Here is a 19,404-nt window from a genome sequence, read left to right as displayed (position 1 = left end):
CAAGGAGCCGCTCCATGGCCCGCCACGCATCCACTCCCGTCACAGAACAGGAAGAGCCGAATTCCATCAGAGCCGCGTTTCTGCGACGCGCGACTTCGGCGCTCGAGCGCATTTCTGCAAACGTGCCGGCAAAGGATCTGGCCGATGCGCTTTCAGCCCCGACCGACGCCGGATCGTTGGCGCAGCTTCTCAGCCGCTCGGATATGGTGGGCGCGGCGATAAACGATCTCGATCCGCTGGTTCCGGCGTTGGCTCGCAACGTCGAGCATCGGCAAAATCTCGTCGAACGGGCCGGCGGGACGATGTCAGCCGAGGACGCCGGACGGATCCTCGGCATCAGCAGACAGGCCGTCGACAAAAGGCGGCGAGCCGGCACGCTGCTTGCCATGCGCGAAGGCAGCGACTGGCGCTATCCGCTCTGCCAGTTGGATCAAGGTGAGGTGATCGCAGGGATTTCCGATGTCGTGCGTGGTTTTGCCGCCGCCGGTCCCTGGATCGCATTGGATTTTCTGCTTGCTTCCGATACGGTTCTCGGTGGTCGGACAGCTCTGCAGGCGCTGCGCGACGGCGATCGTGAAGCAGTCCGGCGTCTGATCCGGATCGAAACCTCCGACGGCTTTGCCTGATGCCGGCAAATGCAGGCAGAGGGCCGTCGGGAGCTGCACTGCCCCCGCCCGCTTGGCTCGCCCATTCGTCATTGCCGATCGACCTCATTCCGGTCGGGCAGGTTCTCCATAGGGTCCATCGGACGCATCTCGACCCCATCTTCTTTGGACCCGGCCCCGGGATTCCCGCCACCAATCGTTTCGACAGCGCCAGCGGACGTTTCGGAATTCTCTATGTCGGGATGAGCCGCAGGGGAGCGCTTGCGGAAACGATCCTGCGCAATCCCCAGCGGTTGATGGTGTCCATGACCGAAATCACCACACGCGCCATCAGTGAACTCAGCTGTATCAGACCACTGAGGATCGTCCGCATGCACGGAACCGGCCTGCAGACCCTCGGCACTGATAATGCCATCTCCACCGGCCCCTACGGACCATGCGGCCTTTGGACCGACGCGCTTTGGGACCATGCCGACCGGCCGGATGGCCTTGCCTACCAATCGCGCCATGATACGAGCGAGATCTGCCTCGCCCTTTTCGAACGCAGCGACATGGCGTTCGACAGAAAAGGCACGCTTCCGCTCTCCGGCATCCTCAAGGAGATTGCGGCGATCCTCGAGGTCTACGGCAAGTCGCTGTCACCGGTCGGCCCCGTTTAGACGGCGAACGCGGCTGCCGTTCGACAGGCGGTGGCACGTTGTTCCCGCAGCAATGCCTTGTCAATTTTGCGATAAGTTGATTTATTTGGTCTTGTTTTCTGGCCGTTTCTGAGGCTATACGGCCGCATATACTCACGCACCGGGAATTTCTTCGTGACCAGCCTCAAATCGCTTCTGGCCGCCTGCGGCCTCTCAACCATGATCGGCCTTGCCGCAAATCCGTCTTTGGCCGCTTCGACGACCTACCCGCTGACCCTGGAAAACTGCGGCGCGCAGGTGACTTTCCAGAAGGCGCCCGAACGGGCGATCGGCCTCGGCCAGAACAGCGCTGAAATCCTGCTGCTGCTCGGCCTTCAGGACAAGATGGCCGGCACGGCCTTCTGGCCGAGCAAGGTTCTGCCGCAGCTCGCAGAAGCCAATGCCAAGGTCAAGCTTCTGACCGTCGAGATGCCGACCTTCGAATCGATCCTCGCCGAAAGTCCCGATTTCGTGGCGGCGGCTCTGCCAAGCCTGGTCGGGCCGAACAGCAAGGTCGCCAAGCGCGAGGATTTCGACAAGGTCGGCGTCGCAAGCTATCTTTCTCCCAGCACCTGCCTCAGCACCAAGGACGTCAAGGACCAGTACGGCAGCCGCGCCGAGCTGTGGAACATGGATCTCCTCTACAAGGAGATCGACGAACTCTCTGAGATTTTCGATGTCGCCGATCGCGGCCAGGCGCTGATCGCCGACTTCAAGGCGCGCGAAGCCAAGCTTCGCTCCAGCGTTTCAAAGGACGGCAAGAACCTTTCCTACGTCTTCTGGTTCTCCAGCCCCAGCCCGTCGGCCGACGCCTATCTCGGCGGCAAGAACAGCGCGTCCGGCTTCATCGCCGACCTGCTCGGCGGGCACAACGCAATATCAGCGGAAGCGGAATGGCCGACGCTCGGCTGGGAAGGCATCATCGCCTCCAATCCCGACGTCATCGTCGTCGCCAGTCTTGACCGCAACCGCTGGGAGCTCGATAAGCCGGAGGCCAAGATCAATTTCCTGAACACCGATCCGGCCGTCAGCCAGATCCCCGCCGTCAAGAACAAGGCGATCGTGATCATGGACGGCCAGGCCATGAACCCGACCGTCCGCACGGTCTACGGCGCCGAGCAGGTGGCCGGCCAGCTGAAGGCTCTCGGTCTGTTGCAGTGACCGAAGCGAGCCGTATCTTCCGGCAACTGGGAGCCGTCCTCGCGCTGCTCCTGGCCTCCTTCTGCCTCATCGCTGTCGCCATTGGCATCAGCGTCGGGATCGGCGACCTGCCGATCCCGCTCGCAACCACGTTTTCGGCCGTCACCAACCGGCTGGGATGGACCGCGGTCGAACTGAACCGCATCCACGAGACCGTCATCTGGGATTATCGTCTCAGCCGGGCGCTGGTTGCCGCCTTCTGCGGCGCGGGCCTTGCGCTGTCGGGCGCGATCATGCAGTCGCTGCTGCGCAATCCGCTTGCCGAACCCTATGTTCTCGGCATCTCGGCCGGCGCCTCCACAGGCGCCGTCGCGATCGTCATCTTAGGCGTCGGCGCCGGCGCGGTCTCGCTTTCCGCCGGCGCCTTTGCCGGCGCCTTCGCGGCCTTCTTCTTCGTCGCGCTGCTGTCAAACGGCACACGCGGCGGCGCCGATCGCACCATCCTCGCCGGTGTCGCCGCTTCGCAGCTCTTCAACGCCACGACGTCTTACATCGTCACGACGTCGGCCAACGCCCAGCAGGCCCGCGACGTCATGTTCTGGCTGCTCGGCAGCTTCGGCGGCGTGCGCTGGCCGGAATTTGCGCTGGTCTCGATCGTTGTCGGCGTCGGCCTCGTCGGCTGCCTGTTTTACGCCCGCGTGCTCGACGCCTTCGCTTTCGGCGACGAGGCGGCATCATCACTCGGCGTCAATGTCGGCCGCGCCCGGATGGCGCTCTTTGCGCTGACGGCAATGATGACGGCGACGATCGTCAGCATGGTAGGATCGATCGGCTTCGTCGGCCTTGTCGTGCCGCATGTCGCGCGCTTTGTCGTCGGGCCGCTGCATGTCCGCCTCCTGCCGGCTTGCGCCATAACAGGGGCGATCTTCATGGTGCTCGCCGACATCGCCGCGCGCGCCCTCATTCCAAACCAGATCCTGCCAATCGGCGTCGTCACCGCCCTGGTGGGCGTCCCCTTCTTCTCGATCATCCTCTACCGGTTCCAGCGCGCATCATGAGCATCAAGGCCGACAACCTCATCTGGAAGATTGGCAGGAAGACCATTCTCGACGGCGTTTCCCTGGACGCGCCGCCGGGCAAGATGCTCGGCCTGCTCGGGCCGAACGGCTCGGGCAAGACCTCGCTCCTGCGGCTTCTCGCCGGCCTGAAGCGGCCGCATTCCGGCCGCATCACGCTCGACCGGAGCGACATCGCCACTATCAGCCGCCGCTCGATCGCCCGGCGGATCGCCTTCGTCGAGCAACACGCCACCACAAATGCCAATCTGCGGGTCGTCGACGTCGTCAAGCTCGGCCGGTTCCCGCACCGGTCGATGTTTTCAGGCTGGACGAAGACCGACGACGAGGCGGTCGAAGCCGCGCTGGCGCGCGCCGGCATGGCGGAGAAACGCGACGATCGCTGGCAAAGCCTGTCGGGCGGCGAGAAGCAGCGCACCCATATCGCAAGGGCGCTCGCCCAGTCGCCCCAGGAGCTGATCCTCGACGAACCCACGAACCATCTCGATATCCAGCATCAGATCGGCCTGATGCGGCTCGTCTCCGGCCTGCCGATCACCAGCATCGTCGCCCTGCACGATCTCAATCATGCTGCCATGTTCTGCGACCAGCTGATCATCATGCAGCATGGCAGGATCGTCGCCTCCGGCGCGCCCCAGGACGTGTTGAGCGAGGATCTTCTAAGGAATGTCTTTTCCGTCGAGGCCCGCATCGAAGCCTCTCCCTATCATTCGCGCCCGCATATCCACTATCTCAGGTGACGGTGAAACTGTCACCGAGTTGACCGTTCTACGGTTGTGCCGTCAGGGCGTGGGACCCTGCAGAAAAACCGTCGACAGCGGCGGCAGCGTCAGCGACAGAGAGACGGGCCTGCCGTGGGCGGGCACCGGTTCGGTCGACACCGCGCCATTGACAAGGCCCGAGCCGCCATATTCCCGCGCATCCGTCGTCATCTTCTCGATCCACACACCGTCGCTGGGCACGCCGACCCTGTAGCCGTAACGCGGCACCGGCGTGAAATTCGACATGACCAGGATCGACGAAGCACGATCGGGTGCATAACGGAGCATCCCGAGCACGGAATTGACGGCGTCGTCGGCTGCCGCCCATTCGAAGCCCTCGGGATGAAAGTCGCCGAATTGCAATGCCGGCGCGTCCGCGTAGAGGCCGTTCAGATCCTTCACCAGCCGCTGAATCCCTACATGCTGGGGCCGGTCCAGCACATCCCAGGTCACCGACCCGTCATGGTTCCACTCGCCCGGCTGTGCGACTTCGCTCCCCATGAACAAGAGCTTCTTGCCAGGATGACCCCACATGAAGGCGAGATAGCTGCGCAGATTGGCGAATTTTTGCCATTCGTCGCCCGGCATCTTCGTCAGCAGCGAGCCCTTTCCGTAGACGACCTCGTCATGTGAAATCGGCAGAATGAAGTGTTCGGAATAGGCATAGATCATGCCGAAGGTCATCGTGCCATGGGCGTAGCTCCGGTAAATCGGATCCTTCTCGATGTAGCTCAGGCTGTCATGCATCCAGCCCATGTTCCATTTGATGTCGAACCCCAGCCCTCCCTGCTCCGGCGGCTTCGTCACGCCGGGCCAGGCCGTCGATTCCTCGGCGATCGTCATCGCGTGCGGGCAGCGCTCGTGAATGATGCTGTTCAGGTGCTTGAAGAATTCGACCGCTTCCAGATTCTCGCGGCCGCCATATTGGTTGGGGATCCATTCGCCCTCGTTGCGGCTGTAGTCGCGGTAAAGCATCGAGGCAACGGCGTCGACCCGCAAACCGTCGATATGGTAGCGCTCTAGCCATTCCAGCGCGCTGGCGATCAGGAACCCTTTCACCTCGTTGCGGCCGAGATTGTAGATCAGCGTGTTCCAGTCGCGGTGAAAGCCTTCGCGCGGATCTTCGTGCTCGTAGAGCGCGCTGCCGTCGAAGCGGGCAAGCCCCCAGACGTCTGTGGGAAAATGAGCCGGCACCCAATCGAGGATGACACCGAGCCCGGCGCCATGGCACCGGTCGATGAAATAGGCGAAATCTTCAGGCGTCCCGTATCGGCCGGTGGGCGCGAATAGCCCGAGCGGCTGATAACCCCAGGACCCGCCGAACGGATGCTCCATGATCGGCAGCAGCTCGATATGGGTAAAGCCCATGTCGCTGACATAGGGAACCAGCCGCTGGCTGAGTTCAACCCAGTCGAGCGACCTGTTGCCGTCCTTTAGATCGCGAAGCCAGGAGCCGGCGTGCACCTCATAGACCGAGAACGCGCCCTCCAGCCTGTCTTGGCGGGACCGGCCCTTCATCCAGCCGTCATCGGTCCATCGAAACGGCGTCGACGATGCGACGATGGAGGCGGTGGACGGAGCCGCCTCGCTCGCCCTCGCGACCGGATCGGCCTTCTGCGGCAAGCAGGTCCCCTCAGCATCAATGATCTCGAACTTATATCTTTCACCGGGGGCGAGGCGCGGAACGAACAGCTCCCAGACGCCCGCCGACGGTCTCAGCCGCATCGGATTGCGCCGCCCGTCCCAGGCGTTGAAGTCGCCGACAACCGAGACGCGGCGCGCATTCGGGGCCCAGACGGCGAAACGAACGCCCGATATCCCGTCGACCGCCATATCAACTGCGCCGAGCGTCCGGCTCAGACTGTAGTGGGTGCCCTCCGATATCAGATGGAGGTCGAGCTCTCCGAGCAGCAGACCGAAACTGTAGGGGTCCTCGGTGATTTGAACTGCATCCGGCCATGTGATCCGCAGCCGGTATCCCGTCCTCGAGGCCGCCACCGCCGCAAACAGGCCGGACGAGTGGGCGATGCTGAACGGCGCCACCACCCGGCCGCTCGTCGCATCGATGAGATCGACCGCTTCCGCACCGGGCAGATACACCCGCACGATCGTCATGCCGCCGCTTTGGTGGGGACCGAGGATCGAAAAGGGATCGCCATGGCGCCCCTCGATCAGGGCCCATAGCGCATCCTGTCCGATGCCCGCCAGAAGTTCCGAGCGCTCAACATTCATGCCTTGACTCCCGTCAGACGCGCTACGATTTCGGTAAGGCCGGATAGCGGGATCGGAAGCCATTTCGGCCTGTTGCGGGCTTCATAGGCGATCTCGTAGGCGGCCTTTTCGAGTAGAAAGGCATCGAGAACCCGGCGTCTTTGGTGGGGTGGCATGTCAAGCTCCTTCGATACGGAAACCGCCTGCGAATAGGCATCGAGAAAGGCCTCCTCGGCATGGCGCCCGAAGCGGGCGATCGCCTCGCGGCGGACCTCGTTGTCGTGTTCGATGACCGCGTCGTTGTCGAGCTGGGCGGTGGCCACGAGGTAGCTCAGCGATCTCAAAAGCCCGGCGACATCGCGCAGCGGGTTCGTCTTGGCGCGGCGCTCGGCCAGGTTTTTCGCGGGCTCGCCCTCGAAGTCGATGATGACGGCATCACCCTCGCTGACGAGGATCTGGCCAAGATGGAAGTCGCCATGCGTGCGTGTCATTAGCGTATGGCGGGCGCTCTGCGCCAGTGTCCCGGCGAGCTCTGCGAGTTCGGAACGACGCTCGAGAAGCGGCCTTGCGAGCAGGTCGATTGCGGGGTCGGCATTCTCGTCGCGTTCCTCGAGCTTCGACATCGCATAGGCGAGCTCCCCGGCAACGGCCTTCCTCATCGCCTCGACCTCGCTGTCGCCTGATACCACCGGGCTGAAGGCCTCGTCCCCAGTCTTCGCAGCGAGCACGACATGCAATTCGCCGAGCCTGAGACCCACCATCGCGACGAAACTGATCAGCGACCGGAAGACGTCATCGTCTGGTTGGACCGCCGGATCGTTCAGCACGAGTTCGTCGGCCCCGCGGCGCAGATTGTTCAGCATCCAGTTCCAGGCGTCGCCCTGATTGCGGATCGCGCCCTGGACGATGATCAAGGTGGAACGGCGTCCGCTGGAATCGGTATGCGCGACCTCTCCGAGCAGGGGCGCCGTGTGGTCATAGCCGGCGCGGGTGAGATAGCGCGTCATCTCGACTTCCGGATGGATGCCCGGGAAGATGTGTCTGATCAGTTTGATCATCGCTACGTCGCCGACGAGCAGCGAGCTGTTGGACTGTTCAGCCGATAGCCAATGCACCGGCAGCTCGTCTGAAATATCGAGACTGTCGAGCCGTTCTGTCCCAATGAATTCGAGCGTGCCGGCCCGGCCGGTGGTGCGCGAGCGGTCGCGAAGTCCGTGCAGAATGCCGCGCGCCATTGCCTCCACGGCAAATCCGTCTGTGAGGAAACCGACGCGTCTACCTTGGCGAATCCTCCCAAGCGCAAGCTGCTGGGCAAGCGCGGAAGGATGCGCATCGTCCCAGGCGACCGTGAGCGGCAGTTGGTAGGATTCGCTGTGGTTCGGCAGCTCGACCTCCAATTCGCCGAGGACGACGCCATCGGCGAATGGGATTGGTGTCGCGGAGATCAGTCGAGCGGCCTGAACCGCCTGGTCCTTTGCCCCGAACCATCGCCGCTTAGAGAGATAGGCGGGCAGGATTTCGCCGCTCAGAATGCGCGCATGACCCGGTTCATCCACGAGGTCGAGCAGGCTACGCCGGATGACCATCGTCAACAGATCGGGAAGCTGTTCCGGCGGTGCGGTGCGCCACGCCGGCGGGTCGGCATCAGCCATCAGCTGGAACCAGAAGAAACCGTAGGGCGGCAAGGTCAGCAGATAGGTCAACTGGCCGATCGGCGGAAACGGCGACATCCCGGTCAGTTCAATGGGCACGCGCCCCTCGAAGCTCGACAGGTCGAGTTCGACGGCCTGGGGCAGCCGCGAGAGACTTGCAACACAGAGCAGAACCTCGCCTTCATACTCCCTGAGATAGGCAAGGATCTTGCGATTTTCCGGTGAAAGGAACCGCAGCGTGCCACGCCCGAAGGCGGGATGCCTGCCGCGCAACGCCAACATTCTGCGCGTCCAGTTGAGCAGCGAATGCGCGTCCGTACTCTGCGCCTCGACGTTGACGGCCTCGAAACCGTAGAGCGGGTCGGCGACGGGCGGCAGGACGAGACGCGCCGGATCTGCCCTGGAGAAACCGCCATTGCGGTCCGGAGACCATTGCATCGGCGTCCTCACTCCATCCCGGTCGCCGAGATAGATATTGTCGCCCATGCCGATCTCGTCACCGTAATAGATCACCGGCGTTCCCGGCATCGAGAGAAGAAGCGCGTTCATCAGCTCGATCCGCCGGCGGTCGCGCTCCATCAATGGCGCCAGGCGCCGTCTGATGCCGAGATTGATGCGGGCACGTTTGTCGGATGCATAGGTCTCCCAGAGATAATCCCGCTCGGCGTCGGTCACCATTTCGAGCGTGAGCTCGTCGTGGTTGCGAAGGAAGATCGCCCATTGGCAGTTGTCTGGAATCTCCGGCGTCTGGCGCAGGATGTCGGTGATCGGAAACCGATCCTCCTTGGCGATCGCCATATACATGCGCGGCATTAGCGGGAAGTGGAAGGCCATGTGGCATTCGTCGCCCTCTCCGAAATATTCGCGCGTGTCCTCCGGCCATTGATTGGCCTCGGCAAGCAGCATCACGCCGGGATGAGTGGCATCGAGCGCGGCGCGTATGCGTTTGAGGATCGCATGGGTTTCCGGCAGGTTTTCGTTGATCGTCCCCTCGCGCTCGACGAGGTAGGGAATCGCATCGAGACGAAAACCGTCGATGCCGGTTTCCAGCCAGAAGCGCATCACCCTCAGCAACTCCTCCATGACAAGAGGGCTGTCGAAATTCAGGTCGGGTTGATGGGAATAGAAGCGGTGCCAGTAATAGGCGCCGGCCACCGCGTCCCATGTCCAGTTGGATTTTTCCGTATCGATGAAAATGATGCGCGTTTCCGGAAATTTCTGATCGGTATCCGACCAGACGTAAAAGTCGCGCTCCGGCGATCCCGCCGGCGCCTGGCGGGCGCGCTGGAACCAGGGATGCTGGTCGGAGGTGTGGTTGATGACGAGTTCGATGATGACGCGAATATTGCGCTGGTGGGCGGCGTCGACGAAGGCTCGGAAATCCTCCATCGTCCCGTAATCGGGGCTGACATTGCCATAGTCGGCGATGTCGTAGCCGTCGTCGCGGCGCGGAGAGGGAAAGAAAGGCAGGAGCCAGATGGCATTGACGCCGAGCGCTGCGATATGATCGAGCTTCTGGTGCAGGCCGGCGAAGTCGCCGACCCCGTCGCCATTGCCATCGTAGAACGACTTGATGTGCAGCTGGTAGATGATCGCATCCTTGTACCAGAGCGGCTGCGGCGCGCTATCTGCGTTCATCGTGTCCATTCATGCCTCCCTTGAGCGAATGCGCCAGATCGCATAGGGCAGGATCTCAGGATTGAGCCCGATGCTCTGCCATTTGCCGGTCCACTTGAAACGATGGCCGCCGATCAGATCTTCCGCATCCAGCGTGCCGTCGTCTCCGAGCGACCAGTGCCAGAGCGGCAGCTCGACGTCGCTTTGCTGGAAATTATGGGGGTCGAGGCTGATGGCGATCAGCAGGACGTTGTCGCGGGCGCGGCTTGCCTTCTCGAAGAACAAGATATTGTCATTTCGCGCATTCAGCAGCGTCAGCCCGAGATGCGAATGCAGCGCGGTGTTTTCGGTCCGGATGCGGTTGAGCGTCCTGATTTCGGCAATGATATTGCCCGGCCGGTCATAGTCCCAGGCCCGGATTTCGTACTTTTCGCTGTCGGCATATTCCTTGCGCTTGGCGTCCGGTCGCCCCTCGCAAAGTTCGAAACCATTATAGACGCCCCACAATCCCGAAAGAGTGGCGGCAAGTGCTGCGCGGATTAGGAAGGCCGGGCGCGGTGCGTTCTGCAGGAAATCCGGATTGATATCATGGGTGTTGACGAAGAAATGCGGGCGGAAGAATTCTTTCGGCGCGGTCTCGGTCAGCTCCCACATATATTGCTCGAGTTCCCATTTGGCATTGCGCCAGGTGAAGTAGGTATAGGACTGGGAGAAGCCGACCTTTGCCAGCCGGTACATGACCTTCGGCTTGGTGAAGGCTTCCGACAGGAAGACGACATCGGGATGACGGGCCCTGATATCGCCGATCAGCCATTCCCAGAACGGAAAGGGCTTCGTGTGCGGATTGTCGACGCGAAACAGCTTGACGCCCTGGTCCACCCAAAGCTGGACGACATCCCTGAGCTCCACCCAAAGCGAAGGCAGGGCATCTTTCGTGTAGAAATCGACGTTGACGATGTCCTCGTATTTCTTCGGCGGGTTTTCGGCATATTTGATCGTGCCGTCGGGACGCCAGTCGAACCAGCCGGGATGCTCCTTCAACCAAGGGTGATCCGGCGACGCCTGGATCGCAAGGTCGAGAGCGATCTCCAGGCCATACCGCCCTGCCGCCTCGACCAACCGGCGGAAATCCTCGAACTCGCCGAGCTCGGGATGGATGGCGTCATGGCCGCCATCCTCGGAGCCGATGGCATAGGGGCTTCCGGGGTCGCCCGGCCCGGCTTTCAGGCTGTTGTTGCGGCCTTTCCGGTTGGTCGAACCGATCGGATGAATCGGCGGGAAATAGAGCACGTCGAAACCCATGTCGCGGATCGCGGGCAGTCGCGGGATGACGTCGTCGAAGGTGCCGTGCCGGTCCGGATCGCCGCTCTGCGAACGCGGAAAGATCTGGTACCAGCTGGCAAAGGCAGCCTCCTTGCGTTCGGCATCGACGGCGCTTGCCGTCGAGCGAAGCCGAAACGGCCGCCTGTCGGCCTTGTTCATCAATTCGGATGTTCCGGCATCGAGCAGGATCGCCGTGCGCTCGGCATCGGACGCCCTTTCGAGATTGTCGCCGAGGGCCTTCAATTCGGCATTGAGCGTTGGGCCGGCATGCATCTCCGCCGAGCGGACGAGGTTTAACCCCTCCTGGAGTTCGAGCTTCAGATCCAGCCTGGCATCGTTCTTCTTCGTCAGTTCGTAGCGGAAAATCGCAAACGGGTTCTTCCATGCCTCGACGGCAAATTCATAGCGTCCGATGCGTTCCAGCAGGAATTCGGCGTGCCAGCGGTCGTTTTCGACCAATTGCATCTCCGTCTCATTCCAGTCCGCCGCATCGAGCGGCCGCCAGAGCAGGACCGCGGCGATCGGGTCGTGGCCGTCGGCGAATATATCCGCCTCGACGGTGACGATGTCGCCGACCACCCGCTTGACGGGAAAGCGCCCTTCATCGACCCGCGGCATGATGTTTTCGATGGCGAGCCGCGGTGATGCTATCGCCTGTGCGACGTCGAGGATCGGCCGGGATGTGATCGGCGCCGGCGCCTTGCCTTCGACCACCAGGGTCTCCCCTGCCCGCAGCCGCAGAGCTGTGCCGTCGGCTGCGGCGGGAAGAAAACCGGAGGCCGCTTCGCGCAGTGCGGTCACCGGAGCGGGCGCACTTTTCCGAAGGTCCCTGTTGAGCAGGATGAACCGCACATTCTCAGTGCTGCGAAGGTCTTCCGCCTCAGCCTGCAGCAGCGCTGAGACCGGTCCGTTGGCGTTGCGGATGAGCCGGAGCGACGAGGTCGGCGCATGGGGTTTCTTGCCGATCTCGGTGTTCGCAAGGCGAATTTCGGAGGAGATATCGAAGGCAAGGTCATGGCGCATCCTCCGCAAGCCCGCTCCATTCCCATGGGTCGGATCGAGCGGCGTGACTGCGCCATATTCGAAGCCCATCGGAACCATCAGGCCGCCGCCGAGTGAAGCAGCCAGCCGGAGCGCCCTTATAGCGCGCCGTTCGAGGATTTCGCGGCTTTCGGTTCCGTAGGCGATCCGCCTGGCGAAGGGCGGCTCCGGAAAAGCGACCTGCCAGCCAAGCTCCTTCTGGACGCGGTGTTCTTCGATGAACCATCTCTCATCGAAATCCCACCAGGCCATCGATGAAAAACATCCGTCGAAGCCTGTATCCTTGACCGCGGCCCTGGCGCCAAAATCAGTGCCGGGCGTCCAGGCGAGGAATTGCGCGTCCGCCTTCTCGCGCACCGCCGAAATCAGTGATCTGAAAACCGCCGGCGCAATGCGATCGATCCCGAGCGCCCGGTAGCCGGAGAGGCCGAGACCAGTCAGTCCTCGTAGCCGTTCGGTCCATTCTTCCAACAGCCGGGATTGAGACTCCGCCCCCATCGCAGTCATCGGTTCCGCCGGGTCCAATGGCGAGCGCCTCGGATCGACAGGGTGAAAGCCCGCCTTGGGATCCCGGGCCTTACCGTCGAGCATCAGGTCCATCATCAAGGCGACGCCGCTCTTGCGGGCGGCCTCCGTCAAGCGTCCCACCCCCTCCTCGACTGCGCTTCCGAGCGACAGTTGAGGATCGAGGCGGCCTAGGTCCCGGGAGGCAAAGACGCTGCGCTCCCCGCCCCGGTCGAAAAGAGGCGCCGTCAGCACACGGTCGAAACCCGTATCCGCTGCATGGTCGAAAACTTCGCGCCACGCATCGATACCCTGAAGAAGGAGTGGATTGACATAATAGATCCGGGGTGGGGTGCTCAACACACCCTGTTTTGGAGAGGATAACATCGGCCGCCGCTCGAGTTGCTTTACAGGCAAACTTCTGTTGGCGGCGGTTGTTCCACCGAAACTGCCAATTCGCGACGCGCTGGACATCGTGGGCCGCATTGAAGCGGGATCGATCGGACGCGTTTCGTTCGAGCATCAAAGGCGCTTGTTTCTGACGAGAACCCTTGAAGGCGTAACGCATTTCGGTAGTCTTCCCCTCCCCGGGAGGATGACCAATTTGGCCGCTGACGGCTCACTGCTTCGATCGACACTCCTCACCGCCGCCCTGTCGGCCTGCGCGCTGTGCCTAGCCTCCTGGAGCATCGAAACCGATCGCTCCACCGAGCACACGCATGGCCTGTTCGAAATCCGCGAGGAGGCCAGGCGCTTCATCTCACAGGAGAACGCCAAGGGGCATCAGCAGTGGGACGTGCTGGAGCCCAACCTGAAGATTCTGGTTCCCCGATGCGCGGTACCGCTCGAAACACAGTGGACGCCGAAGAGCCTTGGCCGCTCGAAACTGAGCGTGATGGTGATATGCACGGTCGCGGTGCCGAACAGCGTGATGAGACGTTGGGATGTCCATGTTCCGGCAGAGCGCAAGCCAAATCTGACGGGAAGCCCCGCCGCCCCGCACCGTTCGGAAAGAGCAGGCGCCCGAACGGGACTTGATGTATCCGAATGAATCTCTGCGATTTGCAATAAAGGCGACCAGACGTGAATCCATTGGTGGAATTGTGTTCATACCCCGACCTCGATGATCGGATCGTGATCGTCAGGGCGGGGGACGAAGTTGATGCCGTGTTCGTCCAGACCGAGAGGCTCAATGTCCTGATCGATACGCTCGGAACGCCCGAATTATGCCTGGCGGCGCTGGACCTGCTCGAGGAACAGACGAAAGCACGCCCGATGATCGTCATCAATTCGCACATGGATTGGGATCATTTCTGGGGGAATGCCGCCGTTGCGGGGCGCGCTCCGATTATCGCGCATGCCGCAGGGCTCGACCGTTTACGTGACCCTTCCGCACGCGAGGTCCTGAGGGACAAGACAAGTCAGGATTCGAGGTTTCGGAACGTCGACCTCATCGGTCCCGACATTACGTTCTCCGGCTCGATGACCCTCAATGGCGGTGATCTGACGCTGGAACTCATTCATACGCCGGGTCACACGCCCGACCATATCGCCGTATGGATTCCCGAACTTCGCATCTGCCTGGCCGTCGACGCGGTGGAGTATCCCGTTCCCGAAGTCTGGAGCAAAAGTGCTGATGATCTCCGCCTTATCCGTTCCTCGCTGGAGCGAATACGTGACCTGGATGCAAGGCTGATCATCCCTGCGCACGGCCGGACGTACTCCCCTTCGACGGTGGATGCGAACCTCGCCTATTTCCAAGCCCTGGCCGATCGTATCGGCAGTTTGAGCGAGAGCCAGCTAGCGGATCCACAACTCGGCAGCTCAATCGGCCTGCGGCTTGAAGACTTCGTCCCCATCCCCGACGGAATGCCTTCCGACGTGGTGGCGTTCTACCGGAACTGCCATGAGACAAACCTTGGCGCGACGGTTCAGGCCCATATCGAAGAGACCGGAAAATGAAACTGTTGGAGGGCGGCCGAACCGGGCAGATCTGGCGTGATGGCGATACCGTGATCAGGCCTTCCGGCGCGTGGACGCCGACGGTGCACCGGTTTTTGCGCTATCTGAGGAGCAGAGGCTTTTCGGGAGCGCCGGATCCCATTGAAATAACGGGGAACCAGGAGGTCATCAGTTATGTCGCCGGGCGCGTCTGCGAAGATTTGAGCGACCAATTTGTCGGATCGGAGCCCATGCTGCTTTCCGCAGCCAGGCTTCTGCGCGACTTTCATTCGGCATCTCAAGGATTTCTGGAATCGGATCGCGAGGTCCAGACATGGATGTTGCCGCCACAGGAGCCGCGCGAGATCGTATGCCACGGAGATTATGCGCCCTACAATGTCGCCACAGCAGGTCAGGCGGCTGTCGGCATCATCGATTTCGACGCCGCCCATCCCGCGTCGCGCCTTTGGGATTTGGCCTACTCGGTTTACCGCTGGGCGCCCCTATCCGATCCCGCCAACCCACATGTGGCATTCAACCTCGACGAACAGCTGCGGCGAGCGGAACTCTTCTGTGAGGCATATGGGGCGACGGTGGACGAACGGCTCCAGCTCCCAGAGATGATCTGCAGGCGGCTTCAGGCGCTGGTCGATTTCATGCTGGCGAACGCCTCGGCTGGAGAGGCGACATTCGCGGAGGACGTCGCCACAGGAGATGCCCGGCTCTATCTAAGCGATATCGACTATATCAGAAGCCATCGGGATCGACTGCTCGAAGCTCTGTGCTGACGCCTTCGCCAGGCTTCATATCTAGAGCCACTTCCTCCGACGGAAGAAACTGAAGAGAAACAGGCACAAGAAGGCGATAACACCAAGCACGACGAAATAGCCATATTGGAATTTCAGTTCGGGCATATCGCTGAAATTCATCCCGTAGATACCGGCGATCGCGGTGGGAACGGCCAGGATCGCCGCCCATGCGGCGAGTTGGCGGGCGATCGCCGTCTGCTCCGTCTGGCCAATCATCACGCTGGCCTCGAAGGCAAAGGCGAGAACCTCGCGTAGCGCATCGATATCTTCCTGAACCCGGCGCACGTGATCCGTCACATCGCGAAACAGCGACTGGAGCGTCGGATCCATGCCGGGAAGATCGATGTGCTCGTATCGCCGACAGACGTCTACCAGCGGCACCACGGCATTGCGGAGCCGCAGCAGCTTGCGCCGCAACAGGTAAAGGCGCTCGATGTCAGACTTTGCCAGCTGTTCGCGCAGCACCAGATCCTCGAGCTTCTCGACCTCCTCCTGCACGACCTCGATCACCGGCATATAATTGTCGACGATGAAATCAAGGATGGAATAGAGAATATAATTCTCGCCGTGGGCAAGCGCTGTCGGCGTGGCCTCGCATCGCTGCCGCACCGCGAGATACGAGGACGAGTCCCCGTGGCGAACGGAGACGACATAACCGCGACCGACGAACAAATGCGTTTCGCCGAAGATGATTTCGTCATCCTTCATGTGGGCGGTCCGGGCGACGATGAACATCGCGTCCCCATAAATCTCCAGCTTCGGGCGCTGGTGCGGCTGCGCTGCATCCTCGATCGCCAGCGGATGGAGATTGAACTCGGCCTGGACCTGGTGCAGCAGCACTTCATCCGGCTCGTGCAGGCCGATCCAGACGATGGCATTCTCCCTGCTTCGCCATTCGCCGGCCTCTTCTATCCTGATGTCGCGAATGCGTTGCCCATGCTGGTAAACGGCAGCAGCCACGACGCCGGGCCGTTCATACGGAGGCGATGTGGAACCGCCACCTGATTGCGCGGAAATACTGTCCAGATCCTTTAGCCGTTCCAAATCCTGCCGTCCTCCATTCCGCGCGGATCACAAATCCGCGGCCAGCCCCTCCGCCAGTCAGGCGCTCAGCCGATCATAATGCTATTTCGTAAAACATGCATCATCCGCGTCGGTGCGTGGTCTGACCAGGCGCCTTCGTCGTGGCCCGGCGCCGGGCGGCGTCATGTGTCCGTGGAAATATCGTCCCAATCCTGATCCATGTAGCCGGTCAGCCAGTTGAGGGCATAATGCCGTTCGTAAACCACGCCCTTGTCCAATCCGGCAGGTGGCTCCTCTCCCTTCAGCCGCGCGTTCACTGCGGCCCAATCGTAGCGGTAAATGAGATCGGCAGCGTCGAGCAGTTCTTTCTGCGGACGCAGCTTGGCACGACGCATCAGGCCGTCGGTTCCCAGTTCGCGAAGTGTGTTGGCAATGAATGGCACGTCGCAAATATGGTCGGGGCGTTCAAGATCGGAAGTGATCCCGAGCGCCCATAACATGACGTGCACGCCCTCGTAGCGCCAGGCGAAGTTGGTCCGGTCCTGATCCGAGGGATCGGGATCGTCCATGAAGACCCGTTCTTTCGGGGTGAAAAAACTTGCGGCGTCGAACTGCCGGATGAGAGCCTGACCCATTTCGTGGTCGCCGGTCTCGCCTTTCACGGCAACGATCGCTAGCGCAATCGTGCGCTGAACGACAGCCTTTGTATTTCGGCGAGTGCTCTCGCTCTCGGGCTCGATGGTCGGCAGATGATCGATGGTTGGCACGCCTTCCGACTGAAGCTGGGCGATAGACCGGGCTTTGCGTGCCCCCGCCTCGTCAGCGGGTTGCGAAACGGCTGCCTGCACCGGAAGAATCAATGCAAGAAGGGCGGAAAATATGCGCTTCATCATCTCTGGCTCCTGTCATCCGTGCCGCAGCATCGATAGGCATTTTGCTGCTTTAGCGGGAGCCGGAGCGCGAAGGCGGCAGCAGTTTTCCGGAAAACTGGTAAACGGCGTTTTTACATATGGAACAAATCGTTAAATTTTTTTGGATAAAAAAGTCCTTGGCCAATCCGATATGAAACCGGATGTTCGATGGGGGCTTTCAATGCGTCGTCCAAACATAAAATCGAGTTTGCTGTTGATTTTCAGCGGCATAGCTCTTCTTTTCGGGCTTGTCGCGTATCTCGCGGTCGACGGTCTTCGAAATACGAACGGCTCCACCGAAGAAATTGCGACCAACTGGCTACCGAGCGTGCAGGCGTCGCAGGCGATCAATCTCGCCATGGCGAATTTGCGCCTCGCCTATCGTGATCACATCATCGCGCAGTCGGATGCAGAAAAGAAGACGCGCGAAGAGGCCATTAAAGTCGCCGAGGATACAGTTGGCAAAGCGGTGGACGCCTATCTCCCGCTGGCTTCATCCGACCACGAGCGCGAACTGATCAAGACGATCAAGGAGAGCGTTGGTGGCTACATCGCCAGCAGCTCGCAACTGCTCGTCCTCTCCCGGGCCAACAAGACCGAGGAAGCCGGACAATATCTGGGTGGAGAGATGCGCTCGCATTCGGATAAGCTCAAAGAAGCAACTGCGGCCCTGGTCGAACTAAACGTCAGCGGCAGCAACAAGGCCGCCGAACTCAGCAAGGAGACCTTCGCCTCGATAGAATTCGAGCTGTTTGCCGCGATCGGCTTTGCGGGATTGCTCGTTCTCGGCGCCGTCGTCTTCGTTCTGACGGGCATCGCCAATCCGATTACCGGCATCACCGCCTCGATGCGGCGGCTGGCCGAGGGAGACACCGGTTCAGAGATTCCGTTCGCCGACCGCGCCGACGAAATCGGATCGATGGCGGGAGCGGTGGAGATCTTCCGCCAGGCCGCGATCACCAACAAGCGGATGGCAATGGAAGCCGACGAAAACCGCAACAGGGCGGAGGCCGATCGCCTTGCCGCCCAGCAGCAGGCGGAGGCTGACGCCTCGGAACGGCTGCGCATCGCTACCTCGGGTCTCGCCGCCGGTTTGAAGCGGCTGGCCGCAGGCGACCTCGCCTTCCAGCTCAGCGAGACCTTCGCCCCCGACTTCGAGGCGCTACGCCATGACTTCAACCAGTCCGTCAACCAGCTTGGCGCGACGCTGAGAGCAATATCCGACAGCATCGGCACGATCGACGAAGGCACGCGGGAAATTTCTTCCGGGGCGAGCGATCTTGCAAAGCGCACGGAGCAGCAGGCCGCCTCGCTCGAAGAGACGGCGGCCGCGCTGGAAGAGATCACGGCGAACGTGTCGAACTCCAGCAAGCGAACCGAGGAGACGCGCACGGTGGCCACGGAGGCAAATCGCAGCGCCGGGGTCTCGGCGGAAGTCGTTTCCCACGCCGAAGAGGCGATGGGACGCATCGAGACGTCGTCGCAGCAGATCTCCAACATCATCAGCGTCATCGACGAAATTGCATTCCAGACCAACCTTCTCGCATTGAATGCCGGCGTGGAAGCCGCGAGAGCCGGCGAAGCCGGCAAGGGCTTCGCCGTCGTCGCCCAGGAAGTGCGCGAACTCGCCCAGCGCTCGGCAAGTGCGGCCAAGGAAATCAAGGGCCTGATCCAGAACTCCTCGAAGGAGGTGGAAGGCGGGGTCAAGCTGGTGCGCGATACCGGCCAGGCCTTGAAGACCATCGGCGGCTTCATTACCCAGATCAATCACCATATGGATTCGATCGCCACCTCAGCGAAGGAGCAGTCCATCGGCCTCAGCGAAGTCAACGTCGCGGTCAACCGGATGGACCAGACCACGCAACAGAACGCAACCATGGTGCAACAGTCGACGGCGGCATCCGATTCGCTCGCGCAGGAAGCCCAGAAGCTTCGCGAGCTCATCGCCCAGTTCAAGCTCGACGATGTGGCCACTAGCCATTCCTCGGCCCTTCGCTCGACGGCGAGAACGATGGCGCAGCCCGCCGCTCGTTCAGCCGTGCATGCGGTTGCCGCACGCCGCTGAAACAGGCGACAGCAGAAAACCAGATATGAAAAGGCGCCCGGCAATTGC

Annotated in this window: 14 protein-coding genes; 9 read left to right on the top strand and 5 right to left on the bottom strand. The window is 61.7% G+C overall.

All coding sequences use genetic code 11. The features are described from left to right. The first annotated feature begins 14 nt into the window (after positions 1-14). The 5 genes from AC1D2N_RS18480 to AC1D2N_RS18460 all read left to right on the top strand — a co-directional run bounded on the left by AC1D2N_RS18480 (position 15) and on the right by AC1D2N_RS18460 (position 4,238). Positions 15-626 carry a helix-turn-helix domain-containing protein gene (locus AC1D2N_RS18480; RefSeq protein ID WP_130729595.1) on the top strand — a complete coding sequence of 204 codons (612 nt, stop codon included), beginning with the start codon at positions 15-17 and terminating at the stop codon, positions 624-626. After that, on the top strand, positions 626-1,264 hold the full coding sequence (locus AC1D2N_RS18475) for an RES family NAD+ phosphorylase (protein WP_130729594.1): 639 nt from the start codon (positions 626-628) through the stop codon (positions 1,262-1,264). Before AC1D2N_RS18480 ends, AC1D2N_RS18475 begins: the two co-directional genes overlap by 1 nt. Before the next feature lie 153 nt (positions 1,265-1,417). After that, positions 1,418-2,443, top strand: a complete 1,026-nt coding sequence (locus AC1D2N_RS18470; RefSeq protein ID WP_130729593.1) for an ABC transporter substrate-binding protein — start codon at positions 1,418-1,420, stop codon at positions 2,441-2,443. After that, positions 2,440-3,480, top strand: a complete 1,041-nt coding sequence (locus tag AC1D2N_RS18465) for a FecCD family ABC transporter permease (RefSeq protein ID WP_130729592.1) — start codon at positions 2,440-2,442, stop codon at positions 3,478-3,480. Before AC1D2N_RS18470 ends, AC1D2N_RS18465 begins: the two co-directional genes overlap by 4 nt. Beyond that, a complete protein-coding gene (locus AC1D2N_RS18460; protein ID WP_113542760.1) occupies positions 3,477-4,238 on the top strand; it encodes an ABC transporter ATP-binding protein in 762 nt (253 codons plus the stop codon). The genes AC1D2N_RS18465 and AC1D2N_RS18460 overlap by 4 nt, the downstream gene beginning before the upstream one ends. A gap of 42 nt (positions 4,239-4,280) precedes the next feature. On the opposite strand, the gene glgB is transcribed toward AC1D2N_RS18460, so the two are convergent. From glgB to AC1D2N_RS18445, 3 genes are read right to left on the bottom strand one after another with little or no spacing between them, the layout of a single operon-like run. After that, the gene (gene glgB, locus AC1D2N_RS18455) at positions 4,281-6,491 is read right to left on the bottom strand and encodes a 1,4-alpha-glucan branching protein GlgB (protein WP_130729591.1); all 2,211 of its coding nucleotides are present in this window, start codon (positions 6,489-6,491) and stop codon (positions 4,281-4,283) included. Next, positions 6,488-9,769 (bottom strand): maltose alpha-D-glucosyltransferase, encoded by a 3,282-nt coding sequence (gene treS, locus AC1D2N_RS18450; protein WP_130729590.1) that lies wholly within the window; start codon positions 9,767-9,769, stop codon positions 6,488-6,490. Before treS ends, glgB begins: the two co-directional genes overlap by 4 nt. Further along, positions 9,770-12,994: an alpha-1,4-glucan--maltose-1-phosphate maltosyltransferase gene (locus AC1D2N_RS18445; RefSeq protein WP_477981727.1), complete on the bottom strand. Its 3,225-nt coding sequence runs from the start codon at positions 12,992-12,994 to the stop codon at positions 9,770-9,772. It abuts the gene before it with no gap. Positions 12,995-13,229: 235 nt separating this feature from the next. Here AC1D2N_RS18445 and AC1D2N_RS18440 point away from each other — a divergent pair, with 235 nt between their 5' ends. From AC1D2N_RS18440 to AC1D2N_RS18430, 3 genes are read left to right on the top strand one after another with little or no spacing between them, the layout of a single operon-like run. Further along, complete coding sequence (locus tag AC1D2N_RS18440) at positions 13,230-13,658, top strand: hypothetical protein (protein ID WP_130748237.1); 429 nt, start codon at positions 13,230-13,232, stop codon at positions 13,656-13,658. 32 nt (positions 13,659-13,690) lie between these two features. Continuing rightward, entirely contained in the window at positions 13,691-14,569 is an 879-nt protein-coding gene (locus AC1D2N_RS18435) for an MBL fold metallo-hydrolase (RefSeq protein WP_130748208.1), read from the top strand. Then, on the top strand, positions 14,566-15,336 hold the full coding sequence (locus tag AC1D2N_RS18430) for a phosphotransferase (protein WP_130748207.1): 771 nt from the start codon (positions 14,566-14,568) through the stop codon (positions 15,334-15,336). Before AC1D2N_RS18435 ends, AC1D2N_RS18430 begins: the two co-directional genes overlap by 4 nt. A gap of 21 nt (positions 15,337-15,357) precedes the next feature. On the opposite strand, the gene AC1D2N_RS18425 is transcribed toward AC1D2N_RS18430, so the two are convergent. Both AC1D2N_RS18425 and AC1D2N_RS18420 read right to left on the bottom strand, forming a co-directional pair. After that, positions 15,358-16,401: a magnesium and cobalt transport protein CorA gene (locus AC1D2N_RS18425; protein WP_018245900.1), complete on the bottom strand. Its 1,044-nt coding sequence runs from the start codon at positions 16,399-16,401 to the stop codon at positions 15,358-15,360. A gap of 161 nt (positions 16,402-16,562) precedes the next feature. Then, positions 16,563-17,273 (bottom strand): DUF4272 domain-containing protein, encoded by a 711-nt coding sequence (locus AC1D2N_RS18420; RefSeq protein WP_130729588.1) that lies wholly within the window; start codon positions 17,271-17,273, stop codon positions 16,563-16,565. A 199-nt stretch (positions 17,274-17,472) separates the two neighbouring features. Here AC1D2N_RS18420 and AC1D2N_RS18415 point away from each other — a divergent pair, with 199 nt between their 5' ends. Continuing rightward, on the top strand, positions 17,473-19,356 hold the full coding sequence (locus AC1D2N_RS18415) for a HAMP domain-containing methyl-accepting chemotaxis protein (RefSeq protein ID WP_130748206.1): 1,884 nt from the start codon (positions 17,473-17,475) through the stop codon (positions 19,354-19,356). Positions 19,357-19,404 lie beyond the last annotated feature (48 nt).

The sequence above is a fragment of the Rhizobium sp. P1_B8 genome (genome assembly GCF_056406515.1).
The sequence above is the reverse complement of the archived record's forward strand: the minus strand, read 5'-3'. Positions and strand labels throughout refer to the sequence as shown.